Origin of the sequence: Kribbella sp. DT2 (assembly GCF_049844575.1) — a bacterium.
Taxonomy (GTDB): domain Bacteria; phylum Actinomycetota; class Actinomycetes; order Propionibacteriales; family Kribbellaceae; genus Kribbella.
Map to the genome: position 1 here is coordinate 1,055,768 of NZ_JBNCLH010000001.1, position 14,413 is coordinate 1,070,180.

The window sequence follows — 14,413 nt, forward strand, 5'->3', positions numbered from 1 at the left end:
TCGAGAGATGTGGACCGACCATGCGATCTGGTGGCACGTGTACCCGCTCGGCTTCACCGGAGCCGAGCGGGCTCTTGCTGACCTGACCCACGAGCCGCAGCACCGGCTCGGCCACCTGGAGAACTGGCTCGATCACGCGATCGAGCTGGGCTGCTCGGGGCTGCTGCTCGGTCCGGTGTTCGCCTCCGAGACGCACGGCTACGACACGATCGACCACTTCCGGATCGACCCGCGGCTCGGCACCGACGAGGACTTCGACCAGCTGATCGCGGCCGCGCACGCGCGGGGCCTGCGGGTCGCGCTGGACGGTGTCTTCAACCACGTCGCCCGGTCGTTCGCGGGTCCGCACGAGTGGTTCCGCCGAGACGGTGAAGAGCTCGCGTACTTCGAGGGCCACGACCATTTGGTTGCCCTCGACCACGATCTGCCCGCCGTCCGCCAGTACGTCGTGGACGTGATGACGCACTGGCTGGGCCGCGGCGTGGACGCCTGGCGCCTGGATGCGGCGTACGCCGTACCGGCGCCGTTCTGGCGTGACGTGCTGGCCGAGGTCCGCGCGCAGTACCCGGAGGCGTGGTTCTTCGGCGAGCTGATCCACGGGGACTACGCGGCGTACGCGCAGGAGAGCACACTCGACTCGATCACGCAGTACGAATTGTGGAAGGCGATCTGGAGCTCGCTGAACGACGGCAACTTCTACGAGCTCAGCTCCGCGCTGGAGCGGCACGACCGGCTGCTCGACACGTTCGTTCCCCAGACCTTCGTCGGCAACCACGACGTCACGCGGATCGCGAGCAAGCTCACCGACGAACGCCACCTCGGGCACGCCGTCGCGATTCTCTTCACCGTCGCCGGTATTCCGAGCGTGTACGCCGGGGACGAGTTCGGCTGGCAGGGCGTCAAGGAAGACCGCGAAGGCGGCGACGACGCGATCCGTCAGCAGTTCCCGGACAAGCCCGGCAAGCCCGATTCGCTCTACCAGGAGCTGATCGGTGTACGCCGTCGCAACCCCTGGCTGGTCAGGGCGCGGACGACGGTCGAGCACCTCACCAACGAAGCCGTCGCGCTCAAGGCGACCGCCGAAGGCGAGAGCTTGATCCTGCTGCTGAACGTGAGCGACGAGCCCTACCACTTCCCCTTGGATGTGGCAGAGCCCGTCGTCGACGGACACAGCTGGAAACTAACGACCTAGGATCGCCGCGAAAGCCTCCTGCAGGGCAACTGTCGGATCGGCCGGGAGAGCGCTGGACCGGTAGGCGATGTGCGCGTCCGGGCGGACGACCAGGCAGCCGTTGTCGGGGATCTCGCGCAGCCGCGCCCAGTCGCCGTACAGGTCCTCGAGCTCGCGGCCGGGCCCGACGACAGCGGCCTCGATCGGTAGACCGAGCGAATCCGACACAGCCTGCGCGGCCTTCACCCACGACTCGCCGCCGATACCGGTCAGCACGGTGAAGCGGCCCTTGCCGACGACGTCGAGCGTCGACACCGTCTCGGAGCCGCGGGTCAGCCAGCAGTGCGGGATCCGCGCGCCCGGCCAGGTGGTCGGGTGGTAGTAGAGCTCGGCATCCCGCTCGTACGCCGGTTCGGCCGTCCCGTCCGGTACGACGGCCGACGAGGTGTAGCGCTGACCGAGCTCGACGCCGTGCGCGTTGAACTCGTAGTCCTTCAGCTCGATCGCCTCCCGCAGTTCGTTGCGCTGGGCAACACCTTCGGGGGTGTCGTCCTTGCGGGACTCGATGGTCCGCCCGGCCGGCGCGTCCGGCGTCATCCCGAGCGCGCGGAAGATCTGCCCGAACTGCGTCCGGCTCTTGTTCGCCCGCTCGACGATCTGCTTCGCGATCGGCACCCGCTCCTCGTCGTACGACGAGAGCAGCGTTGGCGAGGCCTGGCCCTTCAGCACCAGTGACAGCTTCCAGGCCAGGTTGTACGCGTCCTGGATCGAGGTGTTCGAGCCGAGCCCGTTGCTCGGCGGGTGCCGGTGGATCGCGTCGCCCATGCAGAACACCCGGCCGACCGACGCCTGCTCGGCGTACATGTGGTTGACGCTCCACACCGAGGTGCCCTTGAGCTTCACGTCGATCGTGTCGTCACCCACCAGGTTGTGCACGATCTCGGTCGCCATCGCCTCGTCGACCACCGGCGCGGGCTGGTTGATGTCGTAGCCCCAGACGACCAGCCACTCGTTCCACGGCCGGACCATCCGGATCAGGCCGGCGCCGATGCCGCCGATCTGCGCGCCCGGCTGCAGCACCCAGTACAGGACGCTCGGCCGGTGCGCGACGTACTTGGACAGGTCGGCCTCGAAGACGATGTTCATCGAACCCTCGACGTCCATCTGGCCGGCCATCGGCAGCCCGATGTCCTGCGCGACCTTGCTCCGGCCGCCGTCCGCGCCGATCAGGTACTTGGCCCGGATGTCGTACTCCGACCCGCTGAGCCGGTCGCGGACGTGCGCGGTCACGCCGTCCGCGTCCTGCTCCAGCGACAGGTACTCGGTGTCGAACCGGACCCGCGCGCCGCGGGCGGCCGCCGTACTGACCAGGATCGGCTCGAACAGCGTCTGCGGCAGGTCGCACGGCAACGTCGGCGAGGCCTCGGTGTAGTCGGCCAGGCGGCGCGGGTGCGTTCCCCAGGTGCGGATCCGGCCGATCTCCTCACCGGCGAGGCTGGTGCAGAAGGCGGTCTGGCCCATCAGCGCGTGCTCGGTGCCCTTGTCGGTGATCTGGTCCTCGATGCCCATGTCGCGCATCAGCTCGACCGTGCGCTGGTTGGTGATGTGGGCGCGCGGGGTGTTCGCGGTCCAGCGGTAGCGGGTCAGCACGACGTTGTCCACGCCGTACGACGACAGGAACAGCGACGCGGCTCCACCGGCCGGGCCGGTGCCGACGATCAGTACGTCGGTCTCGAAGGCATCCGTCACAGCGTCTCCTCGGTAGCGGCGAGTACGAGGTCGTACTGCACCGAGGCCCACGGCTGGTCGACCGCGCGGCCGTCCGGCGCCGTACCGGCCCGGTGCTCGGTGAACTCGGCGATCAGCGAGTCCTTCACGCCGAACACCGCGTCGTCGACGAGGTGCTCGTCACCGGCCGCGAAGATGTGCGTGATCAGTCGGGTGTAACCGGGCGCGGTGACCATGAAGTGGATGTGCGCCGGGCGCATCGGGCCGCGGCCACCGGCGCGGAGCAGCTCGCCGACCGGGCCGTCGTCGGGGATCGGGTAGGCGACCGGGCGCACCGACCAGAACGAGAAGTTGCCCTCGGCATCGGTCGTGAAGTGGCCGCGGTTCTGTGGGACGTCGAGGTCCTTCTGGACGTCGTAGAAGCCGTCCTCGTCGGCCTGCCAGGTCTCCAGCAGCGCACCGCCGACCGGCTGTCCTTTGGTGTCGAGGACCCGGCCGCTCACCAGGCACGGCGTACCGGGTGCGCCGTTGGCGATGTCGTCACCCAGCGCGTACGCCGGGGAGCCCTCGACGAAGAACGGGCCGAAGACCGTCGCCGCGGTCGCCTCCGGCGGGAGCCTGGTGTCCAGCCCGACGGTCAGCATCGACAGCCCGAGCACGTCGGCCAGCAGCACGAACTCCTGCCGGGTCGTGGTCGAGATCTGCCCGGTCCGGGTCAGGAAGTCGATGCCGCGGAAGTACTCCTCCTCGGTCAGGTCGACCTCCCGCGCGAACGCGTGCAGGTGCCGGACCAGCGCGCCCATCACCTCCTTGGTCCGCGCCTCCGGGCTGCCGTCGAAGCTCGCCACCACCTCGTCGGTCAGGTCGTCGCTCATGTTCTCGCTCCTCACGCCTTGGTCGCGCGCGCCTGGATCACGTCGCCCGCTCACGCCTCGATCACCATCGTCAGTCCCTGGCCGACGCCGATGCACAGCGTCGCCAGGCCGTAGCCACCGCCGCGCCGGTGCAGCTCGTGCGCGAGGGTGGTGAGAATCCGGGTGCCGGAGCTGCCCAGCGGATGGCCGAGGGCGATCGCTCCGCCGTTCACGTTGACTTTCGCGCGGTCCAGCTCCGGCCACTCGCCGAGGCACGCCAGGCTCTGCGCGGCGTACGCCTCGTTCAGCTCGACCAGCTTCAGGTCGTCCCAGCCGATCCCGGCCTTCGCGAGCGCCTTGCGGGAGGCATCGACCGGGCCGATCCCGAAGTACTGCGGCTCGACACCGTGCACCCCGCGGCTGACGATCCGCGCCAGCGGGTCGATGCCCAGACGCTGCGCGGTCTGCTCGTCACCGATCAGTACGGCGGACGCGCCGTCGTTCAGCGTGGAGGCGTTGCCCGCGGTGACCGTGCCGTGCTCGCGAAAGGCAGGCTTCAGCTTGGCCATGATCTCCGGCGTGCCGCCCTCGCGGATCGACTCGTCACGGGTCAGCGGCTGCGTCTTCGCCGGCAGGTACGGCGCCAGGTGCTCCCAGGGCACGATCTCGCCGTCGAACGTCCCGGCCGCCCAGGCCTTCGCCGCCTTCTCGTGCGACTCCAGCGCGAACAGGTCCTGCGCCTCGCGGGTGATCCCGTACTTGTCCGCCAGCTGCTCGGTCGCCTCACCGAGCGAGACCGTCCACTCCTTCGGCAGCCGCGGATTGACGAGCCGCCAGCCGAGCGAGGTCGACTCCGCCGTCATGCTCCCGTGCGGGAACGCCCGGTCGGGCTTCGGCAGCACCCAGGGCGCCCGGCTCATCGACTCGACCCCACCGGCGACGACCAGTCCCGCATCGCCGGTCTCGACCGCCCGCGCGGCCTGGATCGCCGCCTCGAGACCCGAGCCGCACAAGCGGTTCACGGTGGTCCCCGGAACGCTCGTCGGAAATCCCGCCAGCAGGGAGGCCATCCGCGCGACGTCCCGGTTCTCCTCCCCGGCGCCGTTGGCGTTCCCGAGGATCACGTCGTCGATCTCGGCCGGGTCGAGACCGGGATGACGCACCAGCAGCTCGCGCAAGGTGACGGCGGCGAGGTCGTCGGGTCGTCCACCGGCCAGCGCACCACCCAGCTTGCCGACGGGAGTGCGCACAGCGTCGAACAAGAACGCGGACTTCATCGCACAACTCCTTGATGGTGGGAGGGGGCTTGGCCGCCCGGAACGGCGTTGGCGCCTTCGGCGGCCGCCGGGCGTTCGCCGGCCCAGGCTCGGAGGAGGAGCCGGGTGAGCGCCTCCTCGTCGACCGGCACGACGTTCACCGGACTGCTTGCGCCGAACTGGCGGGCGGCTTCCTTGGCCTGTTGCTCGGTGAGGCCGAGTGCGCGGAGGCTGGTGGGGACGCCTGCGGCGGTGAACAAGTCGTACAGGCCGGTGGCCAGATCCTCTGCGTGGATGGCAGCTTCCAGCCGCGATCTGGCTCTGGGGACGGCGGTCGCGTTCAGGTGTGTCACCTGCGGAAGGACCGCGGCATGGGTCTCCGCGTGCGGCAGGCCGTAGGTGCCGCCGAGGTGGTGGCAGAGCTTGTGGTGCAGGCCGGTGCCGGCGGACGCCAGCGCCGAGCCGGCCAGGCTCGCGCCGTACAAAAGGTTGCCCCGGGCATCCAAATCCCGGCGATCTTCGATCACGGCGAGCAGGCCCTTGTGCAGAGCTCGCGCGCCTTCGACCGCGGTGACCTCGGTGATCGGGTCGGCCTTGGGCGTCCAGGTCGCCTCGACGCAGTGCGCCAGGGCGTTGGCGACGCTGGCCGCGGTGATGCCGAGCGGAAGCCCGCGGCTCAGGACCGGGTCGTAGACAACGGTCCGGGGGAGTACGGCGAGATCGGTGCCGGTGGTCTTGGTGCCGTCGGCGGTCTGCCCCCAGACCGGCGTCATCTCCGACCCGGCGTACGTCGTCGGTACGGCGACGATCGGCAGCCCGGTGGTCAGCGCGATCACCTTGGCCAGCCCGATCGCGGACCCGCCGCCGAGCGCGACGATCCCGTCGGCCGCGACCTCCGCCGCCTTGGCACGCGCCGCGTCGGCCAACTCGACCGGCACGTGCTGCCGCACCTCGTCGATCCGTCCCGCGAACCGATCCCCGAGGCCCAGCTCGACGACATCCGCCGCATCCCGCGCAGAACCCGTCGCAATCACGAGCGCCCTGGAGACTTCAAGCAGCTCCACCTCACCGGCCACCTGGTTCAAGGTCCCGGCCCCGAAGACCACCCGGCTCGCAAACCCCATGTGCACAAAGGACTCAGGCATCGATCGGCTCCCGGTTGCGAAGCTTCCGCAGTACGGTCAGCTCCAGCTCGGTCGGCGCCGGCACCTCTTCGATGCTCTCGGCAACCCTCAGGGCCCAGCCGGTCGCCGCCACGGCCTGCTCGACCGTCACGCCGGGGTGCAGCCGAGTCATCGTCAGCTCGTGGGAGTCCGGATCCGGCTCCAGCACGCCGTGGTCCGTGATCACCAACGTCGGCCCTGCGCCCGGCGCCTCCCGCTCCCGCCCGGTCGGCCCGTAGCCGACCGAGGAGACGAAGTCGACGGTCTCCACGAACGTCCGCGGCGACTGCTTCACGATCACGATCACCCGCCGCGCGGCCGCCGCGATCTCCGGCGCGCCACCGGCTCCGGGCAACCGCACCTTCGGGTGCGCGTGGACGCCGATCACCGTCGTGTTGATGTTGGCGAACCGGTCGATCTGCGCGGCCCCGAGGAACCCGACGTCGATCCGCCCGGCGCCGACCCAGAAGTTGAACATCTCCGGTACCGACACCACCGCGGTCGCGGTCGCGGCCAGGTCGTCGTCGCCGATCGACAACGGCAGCCGTTGCGGCTTGGCGTCGATCGCCCCCGATTCGTAGACCAGCCGGCAGTTCGGCGCGTGCGTGTGGCGGGCGAGGTTGGCCGCGAGGTTCGGCGGCCCGACGCCGACCAGGCAGACGTCGCCGTCGGACAGCTCACGGGCGGCCGCGACGTTCATCATCTCGGCGCTGTCCCACTCAGACATCCGCGCTCTCCTTCAGGTCGTTGTCCGCGGCCCAGGCCAGGAACGACTCCCGGTCCCGCGCGATCGCGTCCCAGCGCTGGTAGAAGTCGTTGTCGCGGACCGAGTAGCCGGCCGCGTACGACGGCCAGGCGCCGTTCGGTACGACGCAGACCGCGGACAGCACCCAGTTCGGCAGGATCACCGCGCCGGTCCGCTCGGGGAACTCGTCGACGACCTCCTCGACGGTGACGATCGCCCGGTCCGCGGCCAGCACGGCCTCGCGCTGGACGCCGGTGATGCCCCAGAGCATCACGTTGCCGTCGCGGTCGGCGAGCTGCGCGTGGATCACGGTGACGTCGGGGTTGACCGCTTTCACCGCGGCCAGTTTCTCGCCGGTGAACGGGCAGGTGACCCGGGAGATGATGTCGCGCTGCTGCTCCAGATCCGTGCCGCGGTACCCCCGCAGTACGGCGAACGGCAGCCGCGCGGCACCGGCCGAGTACGCGTTCGCGAGCCCGGCGTGGCTGTGCTCCTGGACGGCGAGCGGATGCGGCCACGCGTTCTCGACCGCGTCGCGCAGCCGGTGCAGCGAGCCGACGCCCGGGTTGCCGCCGTACGAGAAGACCAGGCGGTCGGCGACGCCCAGCCCGATCAGCTGGTCGTAGACGAGGTCCGGCGTCATCCGGACCAGGGTGAGGTGCCGGCGGCCCTGGCGCGCGATCTCGTGCGCGGCCGCGAACGGGATCAGGTGCGTGAAGCCCTCCAGCGCGACCGTGTCCCCGTCGTGCACGTGCTCGGCGATGGCGTCAGTGAGAGGTACTGGACTCGGCATCGAAGCTCCGCTAGGATTTCGCTCAGCGAAAAGTTCTTCTTTCAACGAAAAGGCTAGCCGATGTCCGCTGACGCGTCCACAGGCACGTTCCTGCAGGGGCTCGAGCGTGGGCTCGCGGTGATCCGCGCGTTCTCGGCGGAGACGCCGTCGCTGACGCTCAGCGAGGTCGCCCGGGACGTCGGCATCACGCCGGCGACGGCCCGGCGGATCCTGCTCACGCTGGAGCAGCTCGGGTACGTGCGCAGCGACGGGCGGCGCTTCACGCTGACGCCGCGCGTGCTGGCGCTGGGCTGGGCGTACCTGTCGTCGCTGGACCTCGGTGACATCGCCGGGCCGTTCATGGAGGAGCTGAGTGCCCAGACCCGGGAGTCCTGCTCGATCGCGACGCTGGACCTGCCCGACATCGTCTACGTGGCCCGCGTCCCCACCCGGCGGATCATGACCGTCGCACTGGGCGTCGGAGCGCGGCTGCCGGCGTACGCGACGTCGATGGGGCGGGTGCTGCTCGCCGGACTGCCCGAGGACGAGCTGACGGCGTACCTGGAGTCCGCGGAGACCGAGCAGCTCACCGAGCACACCCTGACCTCACCGGAGGAGCTGCGGGACGTGGTCCGGCGAGCAGGTGAGGACGGCTACGCGCTGGTCGACCAGGAGCTCGAGCTGGGACTGCGGTCGATCGCCGTACCGATCCTGGACTCGCGTGGGCGGGCCGCTGCCGCGCTGAACGTGTCGGCGCACGCGTCCCGCAGCACGAAGGCAGCGCTCGAGTCCGAAGCGCTGAAGCCGTTGCAGGACTGCGCAGAGCAGATCGGTACGGCGCTGCGGAGGCGTGGGCGGATCTGAGTGTCCCCCGCTCCCAGGTGCGGGACCGTGTGCACCAGGAAGCGGGGGACTGTCCCCGGGGGGCGGGGTCTAGGGGCCGGTGAGGGCCGAGTGGTGCTGGTACGGCGTGTGGGAGTACTGCCAGGCCTCCCAGGCGCTGCGGACCATGGAGTCCAGGTCGTGCTTGGCCTCCCAGTCCAGGTCCTGGTGGATGCGCGCCGGGTCGGCGACCACGTTGGCCGGGTCGACCGGACGGGCCGCGGTGACCTCGTACGGGACGCGGATGCCGGTGATGCGTTCTGCCGCGCTCAACACTTCCAGCACGCTGGAGCCGCGGCCGCAGCCGACGTTGTACGACGTACGGGCGTCCTGCCGCTCCAGGTGGTCCGCCGCGGCCAGGTGTGCGTCGGCCAGGTCGGAGACGTGGATGTAGTCGCGGACGCAGGTGCCGTCGGCGGTGTAATGGTCCTGCCCGAACACCTTGGGGCTGACGCCCTGGGCGAGCGCTTGCAGCGTCAGCTGGAGCAGGTTGGTGACTCCGGGGTCGCCCAGTGACGGAGTGCCTGCCCCGCACACGTTGAAGTAGCGCAGGCTGATCCAGGACAGCCCGAGCGCCGGTGCGGCGTCGCGGACGAGCCACTCGCAGATGAGCTTCGTCGCGCCGTACGGGTTGATCGGTGCGGTCGGGGTGGACTCGGTGACCGGACCACCGGGCGGTACGCCGTACACGGCGGCACTGGACGAGAACAGCATCCGGCGGACGCCGGCCATGCTCATCGCCTGCAGCACGCTGGCCGTGCCGTGCACGTTCTGGTGGTAGTAGTGCAGCGGGCGGTCCACGGACTCGTCGACCGCCTTCTTCGCGGCCAGGTGGATCACTCCGGCGATCCTGCGCCGGGTCATCACCTCGGCCAGCGCCGTGGTGTCGAGCACCGAGCAGGCGACCAGTTCCACGTCCCCGGGGACGCGTTCCGGCCGGCCGGTGCTCAGGTCGTCGACCACCACCACGTCCCGGCCGGCCCGGGACATCGCGTCGGCCACGTGGGCCCCGATGTAGCCGGCACCACCGGTGAGCAGCCAGGTCTGTCGTTTCATGGTTAGAGCGTCCGCCGGACGGCACCGGTCCGGAACGTGCAGCCGACGGAGGCCCGGTAGTCCTTCCGGCCCTGTCCGGACTCCTCCACCATCCACCATCTGGAGTAGTGCAGCCGCACAGGAGGCCTCCCCCCACATGCCGGATCACCGCTCCGCCGTCGCGGGGCAGGCTGAAGGGTGAAGTCACAAGCTCAGGGGGGCGGAGTGGACGTCACGCTCATCAACGAGGGCACGTACCCGTACGTGTCCGGTGGGGTCAGTACCTGGTGCGACAAGCTGGTCCGGGGTCTCACCGAGAACACCTTCGACCTGGTCACTTTGGTGGCCTCAGGCAACGAACGGCCGACGTGGGAGCTGCCGGACAACGTCCGCTCGCTGCAGCCGTTCCCGATCTGGGGCCCGGCGCCGCTGCGCCGCCGGGTCGACTACCAGCCGCGCGTGGACCGCGCCGTCCGCGCCCTGCTCGGCGGCGTCGTCCGCGGCGAGCTGGAGATGTTCGAGATCGGCCTGTTCAAGCTGGCGCTGCTGGCCGCCGAGATCGATCTGCCGCAGGCGCTGCGCGCCACCGACCTGCTCACCGAGCTGCTGAACGTCTGGCCGGCCGCCGCCCGCTCCGGTACGACGGCCATGCTGTCGGTCCGGGACGCACTGACCGCGGTGACCCTGCTGGAACGGTCCCTGCTGCCGCTGAACGTCAGCCTGGTCCACCGGCCCGACCTGTGCCACGCGGTGTCGAACGGCCTGCCGACGATGGTCGCGCTGGCCGAGAAGTGGCGCCACGGTACGCCGTTCGTGATGTCCGAGCACGGCGTCTACCTGCGCGAGCGGTACCTCGCGTTCCAGGACCTGGACCTGCCGCAGAGCGTGCGGTTCGTCGTCCTGGGCTTCTTCCGGATGCTGACCGAGGTGGGCTACCGCAACGCCGACTTCATCGCGCCGGTCGCGCAGTTCAACGCCCGCTGGGCCGAGCGGCTCGGAGCGGACCCGGCGATCATCCTGCCGGTCTACAACGGCGTCGACCCGGCGGCGTACCCGGAGATCACCAGCGAGCCGCAGGTGCCGACGATCAGCTGGATCGGCCGGATCGACCCGCTGAAGGACCTGGAGAACCTGATCCGGGCGTTCGCGCTGGTCCGGGCGACGCTGCCGGCCACCATGCTGCGGATCTTCGGCCCGACCCCGGCCGGCAACGAGGAGTACCGCGAGCGCTGCCTGGCGCTGGCCGACGAGCTCGGCGTCCGCGACGGCGTCCGGCTGGAAGGACCGGTCCCGACCTCGCGGATCGCCTTCGAGGCCGGCCACATCGTCGCGCTGTCGAGCATCTCCGAAGGCATGCCGTACACGGTGATCGAGGCGATGATGTGCGGCCGCGCCACCGTCTCGACCGACGTCGGCGGTACGGCGGACGCGGTCGACACCTGCGGCCTGATCGTGCCGCCGCGCGACCCGGAGGCGTTCGCGCAGGCGTGCCTGGAGCTCCTCAGCGACGACGAACGACGGCAGGAGCTCGGGCGGTCCGCCCGCGCCCGGGCGCTGACCACCTTCACCTTGGAACGCTCGCTGGGGTGCTACCGCACCTTGTACGAGGCGACGGTCCGACGAGACCTGCAACTGAGCGGAGAAGTGTCATGAGTGCTGACTCGGTCCTGCTGCCGGTGGTTCCGGAGCGGCCTGGCGAACTGGTCGTGCGCAGCGGCTCGGAGGTCGTCCCGGTAGACGCCTTCGAGGTCGCGGCGTCGCTCGAGGCCAGTGGGGTCAGCGACCGGATGGCCCGCCAGCGGTACGGGTACACCGACGTGTTCGCGATGGCCCGGCACCGGTTCGAGGCACTGATGGCCGGGCCGTCCGCCGTACAGGCGACGGCCGCGCTGCCGGTCGTGGACGTCCGTGACACCTTGCTGCGTGGCCTGGTCTTCGTCCTGCCGGCTCTGCTGACCGGTGCGGCGCTCGGACGTCGTCCGGCGCTGCCCCTGGTGTGGGCGGTGCTGGTGGCCGTGGCCGTCGGCTGGGCAGCCGGTCAGGGCATCGCCTACATCGGCTACCGCGTGCTCGGCGCCGGATCGGTGACCGGAGCCCGCTGGCAGATGATGAAGCTCGCAGTGCTCACAGTGGCCCTCGCGGGGGTGGCCGGTGTGGCGGTGGGGTGGCTGGGACTGCTGGGCTGGGCCGCGGTGATCCTCGCCGTCGGACAGATCGCGTTCGTCCTGTCGACCAGCATCGCGCTGGTGATCGACCGGCCGGCGGTCATCGGGTTCGCGCTCATCCCCGGACTGCTGGCGAGCGTGCCGGCGCTGATCAGACCGAGCCTGCTGCCCCGGTGGCTCGTCCTGGCAGCGATCTGCTGCACTCTGCTGGTCACCATCGGCTGGGTGGGCTACCTGCTGCGCAGCGCCCGGCCGCCGGCCGCCGAGCTCGCCCGGGCCTCGACCAACGGCGCGATGCCGTACGTCGGGTACGGGCTGTCACTGGCCATGCTGCTCAGCTTCGCCCTGGTCGACAGCCTCCGCGCACCGACGCACGTAGCGATCGCGGTCACGATGGCGCCGCTGATGTGCGGTGTCATGGTCGCCGAGTTCCAGCTCGCCCGGTACCGGCGCAGCGCCGAGGTGGCCTTGCGCAGCGCGGACTCCCGGGCCACCGCGACAGCTGCGCTGCGGAGCGCCGTACGGCGGTGCCTGGGTGGTTACCTGCTCGGTCTGGCCGCGCTGACGGCCGCTGCGATCGTGTTCCTCGCCCGCGAGTCCGACACCGCGACCCTGCTGCGGTTCGCCGGAGCCGGCGTGCTCGGCTGGGCCTTCCTCGCCGCACTGCTGCTGGTCGCCTTCCAGCAGCTCAAACCTGTGCTGATCGCCAGTGCGACAGCGCTCTGCCTGCTGGCCGCCCGGGAGCTGCTGCCCGACCTGCCGGTGGAGCCCCAAGCTGCCGTCCTGGCCCTGGAGTACCTGCTGGTGTGCACCGCACTGGCAGCCACGTTGACGATCGTCGCGCTGCGGTTGCTGGTCAAGCCCGAACTGCACCGATAGACGAGGGACTGGTGAACGAGATGAAGCTCAGACTGTCGAAACGGCCCGCGCCGGAACCACTGCCGGAGGTGACGGCGGCCGACGTACGGCTTGCCATCCCCTGGTACCTGCACCCCGCCGAGGACCCACGCCAGTGGGCCGAGCTGATGCGGCAGGCCCAGCTCGGGCGGGTCGCCTTCGCCGTGGTGAACGTCGCCAACGGCCCCGGCCCGGCCGACGACGCCTACTACCCGGGTGGGCTGGCCGCGCTGCGGGAAGGCGGCGTACCGCTGCACGGGTACGTCGACACGGCGTACGGCGCCCGGCCGCCCAAGCTGGTGATGGACGACATCGCCGTCTGGAAGGAGCGGTACGACGTCGAGGGCATCATGTTCGACCAGGTCTCCGCCGACCCGGCCAACCTGAGCTACTACCGGCCGATCGCCGCGTTCGCCCGGCAGGTGGGGATCGAGGTGGTGGTCGGCAACCCGGGCGTCGTCCCGCACCTGGACTACCTGGAGATCTTCGACGTGTCCTGCGTGTTCGAGAACGTCGACGCCGTGCACCGCCGGCTGACCACCATGCACGCCTCCGGTGACATCCCGCCGGAGCGTCTGTGGCACCTGGTCCACGAGGTGCCGCCGTTCGGGTTCGAGGCCGTGCTGGAACGGATCGCCTCGCAGGGCGTCGCCCTGGCGTTCGTGACCGACCGGAGCGGGGCGAACCCGTGGTGCGGCCTGCCGTCGGAGCTGCTGCGGGTGATGGACCGGATCGGCGCCCACGCGCGTCACAGCGCTCGCACATGAAGAGGTGGATCGCCTGCCTCGCCGTACTGGCTGTTGCTGGGTGCGGCGGGGGTGGCAGCAACCAGGCAGTCCGTGAGGCGGAGCCGGCGACACCACCGGCGTCCTCGTCCTCGCCCACCCCTTCGGAGTCGGCGGCTCCTCCTCCTGCGCCGACCAAGTCTGTCCCCTCGACTTCTTCGCCGGCCAAGAAGCCGACCCCACCGAAGCGGGCCGAAGGCACCCCACCCCTGCCGACTGCCACGGCAAAGCCCGGTGCTCCGCCCGCGACAGGCGACCGCTGGATCCCTCGCCGCTCGCAGGCCTGGCAGTGGCAGCTGAGCGGTCCGCTGGACCTGTCCGTCGACGTACCGATCTACGACGTCGACGGCGCCAGTACGACGGCCGCGCAGGTCTCCGCCCTGCACCAGAAGGGCCGCAGAGTGATCTGCTACTTCAACGCGGGCGCGGCGCAGAAGGGCGACAGCTACCCGGAATCCGTTCTGGGCAAGGCGTTGGAGGGCTGGCCGGACGAACGCTGGCTCGACGTACGACGGCTGGACGTGCTCGAGCCGATCATCACACGGCGGATCGCGTCCTGTGCGGCGAAGGGCTTCGACGCGGTCGAGCCGGACAACGTCGACGGGTACGCCAACGACACCGGCTTCCCGCTCACCGCGGCGCACCAGCTCGCCTTCAACCGGATGGTCGCCGGCGTCGCGCACCGACACGGGCTCGCGGTCGCGCTGAAGAACGACCTGGCCCAGGTCGCGCAGCTCGAGCCGGCCTTCGACTTCGCGATCAACGAGCAGTGCGCCGAGTACGGCGAGTGCGCGCAGCTGGTCCCGTTCGTCCAGGCGGGCAAGGCGGTGCTGCACGTCGAGTACAACCTGGAGCCGGCCGCGTTCTGCGCGAAGACGAAGGTCTACGGCTTCAGCTCGATGCGCAAGCCCGAGAACCTCGGCGCGGCCCGGCAGCCGTGCTGAGGCAGGGCTGCCGGAC

The 14,413-nt window shown here is 70.5% G+C and carries 13 protein-coding genes; 6 read left to right on the forward strand and 7 right to left on the reverse strand.

Annotated elements, in window-relative coordinates:
* Window positions 1-7 precede the first annotated feature (7 nt).
* Window positions 8-1,192 (forward strand): alpha-amylase family protein, encoded by a 1,185-nt coding sequence (locus ACLQ2O_RS05045; protein ID WP_425827657.1) that lies wholly within the window; start codon window positions 8-10, stop codon window positions 1,190-1,192.
* Here ACLQ2O_RS05045 and ACLQ2O_RS05050 read toward each other — a convergent pair.
* From ACLQ2O_RS05050 to ACLQ2O_RS05075, 6 genes are read right to left on the reverse strand one after another with little or no spacing between them, the layout of a single operon-like run.
* A complete protein-coding gene (locus tag ACLQ2O_RS05050; RefSeq protein WP_425827659.1) occupies window positions 1,181-2,920 on the reverse strand; it encodes an FAD-dependent oxidoreductase in 1,740 nt (579 codons plus the stop codon). The genes ACLQ2O_RS05045 and ACLQ2O_RS05050 overlap by 12 nt on opposite strands.
* Window positions 2,917-3,774, reverse strand: coding sequence for an intradiol ring-cleavage dioxygenase (locus ACLQ2O_RS05055; protein WP_425827661.1), 858 nt, complete (start codon window positions 3,772-3,774; stop codon window positions 2,917-2,919). Before ACLQ2O_RS05055 ends, ACLQ2O_RS05050 begins: the two co-directional genes overlap by 4 nt.
* 50 nt (window positions 3,775-3,824) lie before the next feature.
* Window positions 3,825-5,030, reverse strand: a complete 1,206-nt coding sequence (locus ACLQ2O_RS05060; RefSeq protein ID WP_425827663.1) for a thiolase family protein — start codon at window positions 5,028-5,030, stop codon at window positions 3,825-3,827.
* Window positions 5,027-6,154 carry a maleylacetate reductase gene (locus ACLQ2O_RS05065; RefSeq protein ID WP_425827665.1) on the reverse strand — a complete coding sequence of 376 codons (1,128 nt, stop codon included), beginning with the start codon at window positions 6,152-6,154 and terminating at the stop codon, window positions 5,027-5,029. The genes ACLQ2O_RS05060 and ACLQ2O_RS05065 overlap by 4 nt, the downstream gene beginning before the upstream one ends.
* The gene (locus ACLQ2O_RS05070; RefSeq protein WP_425827667.1) at window positions 6,147-6,899 is read right to left on the reverse strand and encodes a CoA-transferase subunit beta; all 753 of its coding nucleotides are present in this window, start codon (window positions 6,897-6,899) and stop codon (window positions 6,147-6,149) included. Before ACLQ2O_RS05070 ends, ACLQ2O_RS05065 begins: the two co-directional genes overlap by 8 nt.
* Window positions 6,892-7,710 carry a CoA transferase subunit A gene (locus ACLQ2O_RS05075; protein ID WP_425827669.1) on the reverse strand — a complete coding sequence of 273 codons (819 nt, stop codon included), beginning with the start codon at window positions 7,708-7,710 and terminating at the stop codon, window positions 6,892-6,894. The genes ACLQ2O_RS05070 and ACLQ2O_RS05075 overlap by 8 nt, the downstream gene beginning before the upstream one ends.
* A 60-nt stretch (window positions 7,711-7,770) precedes the next feature.
* Between ACLQ2O_RS05075 and ACLQ2O_RS05080 the strand changes: the two genes are divergently transcribed.
* A complete protein-coding gene (locus ACLQ2O_RS05080) occupies window positions 7,771-8,553 on the forward strand; it encodes an IclR family transcriptional regulator domain-containing protein (protein ID WP_425827671.1) in 783 nt (260 codons plus the stop codon).
* Between the two features lie 69 nt (window positions 8,554-8,622).
* Here the strand turns inward: ACLQ2O_RS05080 and galE are convergent, their stop codons facing one another.
* Window positions 8,623-9,627: a UDP-glucose 4-epimerase GalE gene (gene galE, locus ACLQ2O_RS05085; RefSeq protein WP_425827672.1), complete on the reverse strand. Its 1,005-nt coding sequence runs from the start codon at window positions 9,625-9,627 to the stop codon at window positions 8,623-8,625.
* A 204-nt stretch (window positions 9,628-9,831) separates the two neighbouring features.
* Here galE and pelF point away from each other — a divergent pair, with 204 nt between their 5' ends.
* From pelF to ACLQ2O_RS05105, 4 genes are read left to right on the forward strand one after another with little or no spacing between them, the layout of a single operon-like run.
* A complete protein-coding gene (pelF, locus tag ACLQ2O_RS05090; RefSeq protein ID WP_425827673.1) occupies window positions 9,832-11,259 on the forward strand; it encodes a GT4 family glycosyltransferase PelF in 1,428 nt (475 codons plus the stop codon).
* Window positions 11,256-12,650 carry a hypothetical protein gene (locus tag ACLQ2O_RS05095; RefSeq protein WP_425827675.1) on the forward strand — a complete coding sequence of 465 codons (1,395 nt, stop codon included), beginning with the start codon at window positions 11,256-11,258 and terminating at the stop codon, window positions 12,648-12,650. Before pelF ends, ACLQ2O_RS05095 begins: the two co-directional genes overlap by 4 nt.
* A 20-nt stretch (window positions 12,651-12,670) precedes the next feature.
* Window positions 12,671-13,435 (forward strand): spherulation-specific family 4 protein, encoded by a 765-nt coding sequence (locus ACLQ2O_RS05100; RefSeq protein ID WP_425827677.1) that lies wholly within the window; start codon window positions 12,671-12,673, stop codon window positions 13,433-13,435.
* The gene (locus ACLQ2O_RS05105; RefSeq protein WP_425827679.1) at window positions 13,432-14,397 is read left to right on the forward strand and encodes an endo alpha-1,4 polygalactosaminidase; all 966 of its coding nucleotides are present in this window, start codon (window positions 13,432-13,434) and stop codon (window positions 14,395-14,397) included. The genes ACLQ2O_RS05100 and ACLQ2O_RS05105 overlap by 4 nt, the downstream gene beginning before the upstream one ends.
* Window positions 14,398-14,413: the final 16 nt, after the last annotated feature.

What these genes read in the sequence shown, in the direction of transcription:
- ACLQ2O_RS05045 (WP_425827657.1), top strand. Translation starts at nt 8, where the DNA reads ATGTGGACCGACCATGCGATCTGGTGGCACGTGTACCCGCTCGGCTTC.
- ACLQ2O_RS05055 (WP_425827661.1), bottom strand. Translation starts at nt 3,774, where the DNA reads ATGAGCGACGACCTGACCGACGAGGTGGTGGCGAGCTTCGACGGCAGC.
- ACLQ2O_RS05060 (WP_425827663.1), bottom strand. Translation starts at nt 5,030, where the DNA reads ATGAAGTCCGCGTTCTTGTTCGACGCTGTGCGCACTCCCGTCGGCAAG.
- ACLQ2O_RS05065 (WP_425827665.1), bottom strand. Translation starts at nt 6,154, where the DNA reads ATGCCTGAGTCCTTTGTGCACATGGGGTTTGCGAGCCGGGTGGTCTTC.
- ACLQ2O_RS05070 (WP_425827667.1), bottom strand. Translation starts at nt 6,899, where the DNA reads ATGTCTGAGTGGGACAGCGCCGAGATGATGAACGTCGCGGCCGCCCGT.
- ACLQ2O_RS05075 (WP_425827669.1), bottom strand. Translation starts at nt 7,710, where the DNA reads ATGCCGAGTCCAGTACCTCTCACTGACGCCATCGCCGAGCACGTGCAC.
- ACLQ2O_RS05080 (WP_425827671.1), top strand. Translation starts at nt 7,771, where the DNA reads ATGTCCGCTGACGCGTCCACAGGCACGTTCCTGCAGGGGCTCGAGCGT.
- galE (WP_425827672.1), bottom strand. Translation starts at nt 9,627, where the DNA reads ATGAAACGACAGACCTGGCTGCTCACCGGTGGTGCCGGCTACATCGGG.
- ACLQ2O_RS05095 (WP_425827675.1), top strand. Translation starts at nt 11,256, where the DNA reads ATGAGTGCTGACTCGGTCCTGCTGCCGGTGGTTCCGGAGCGGCCTGGC.
- ACLQ2O_RS05100 (WP_425827677.1), top strand. Translation starts at nt 12,671, where the DNA reads ATGAAGCTCAGACTGTCGAAACGGCCCGCGCCGGAACCACTGCCGGAG.
- ACLQ2O_RS05105 (WP_425827679.1), top strand. Translation starts at nt 13,432, where the DNA reads ATGAAGAGGTGGATCGCCTGCCTCGCCGTACTGGCTGTTGCTGGGTGC.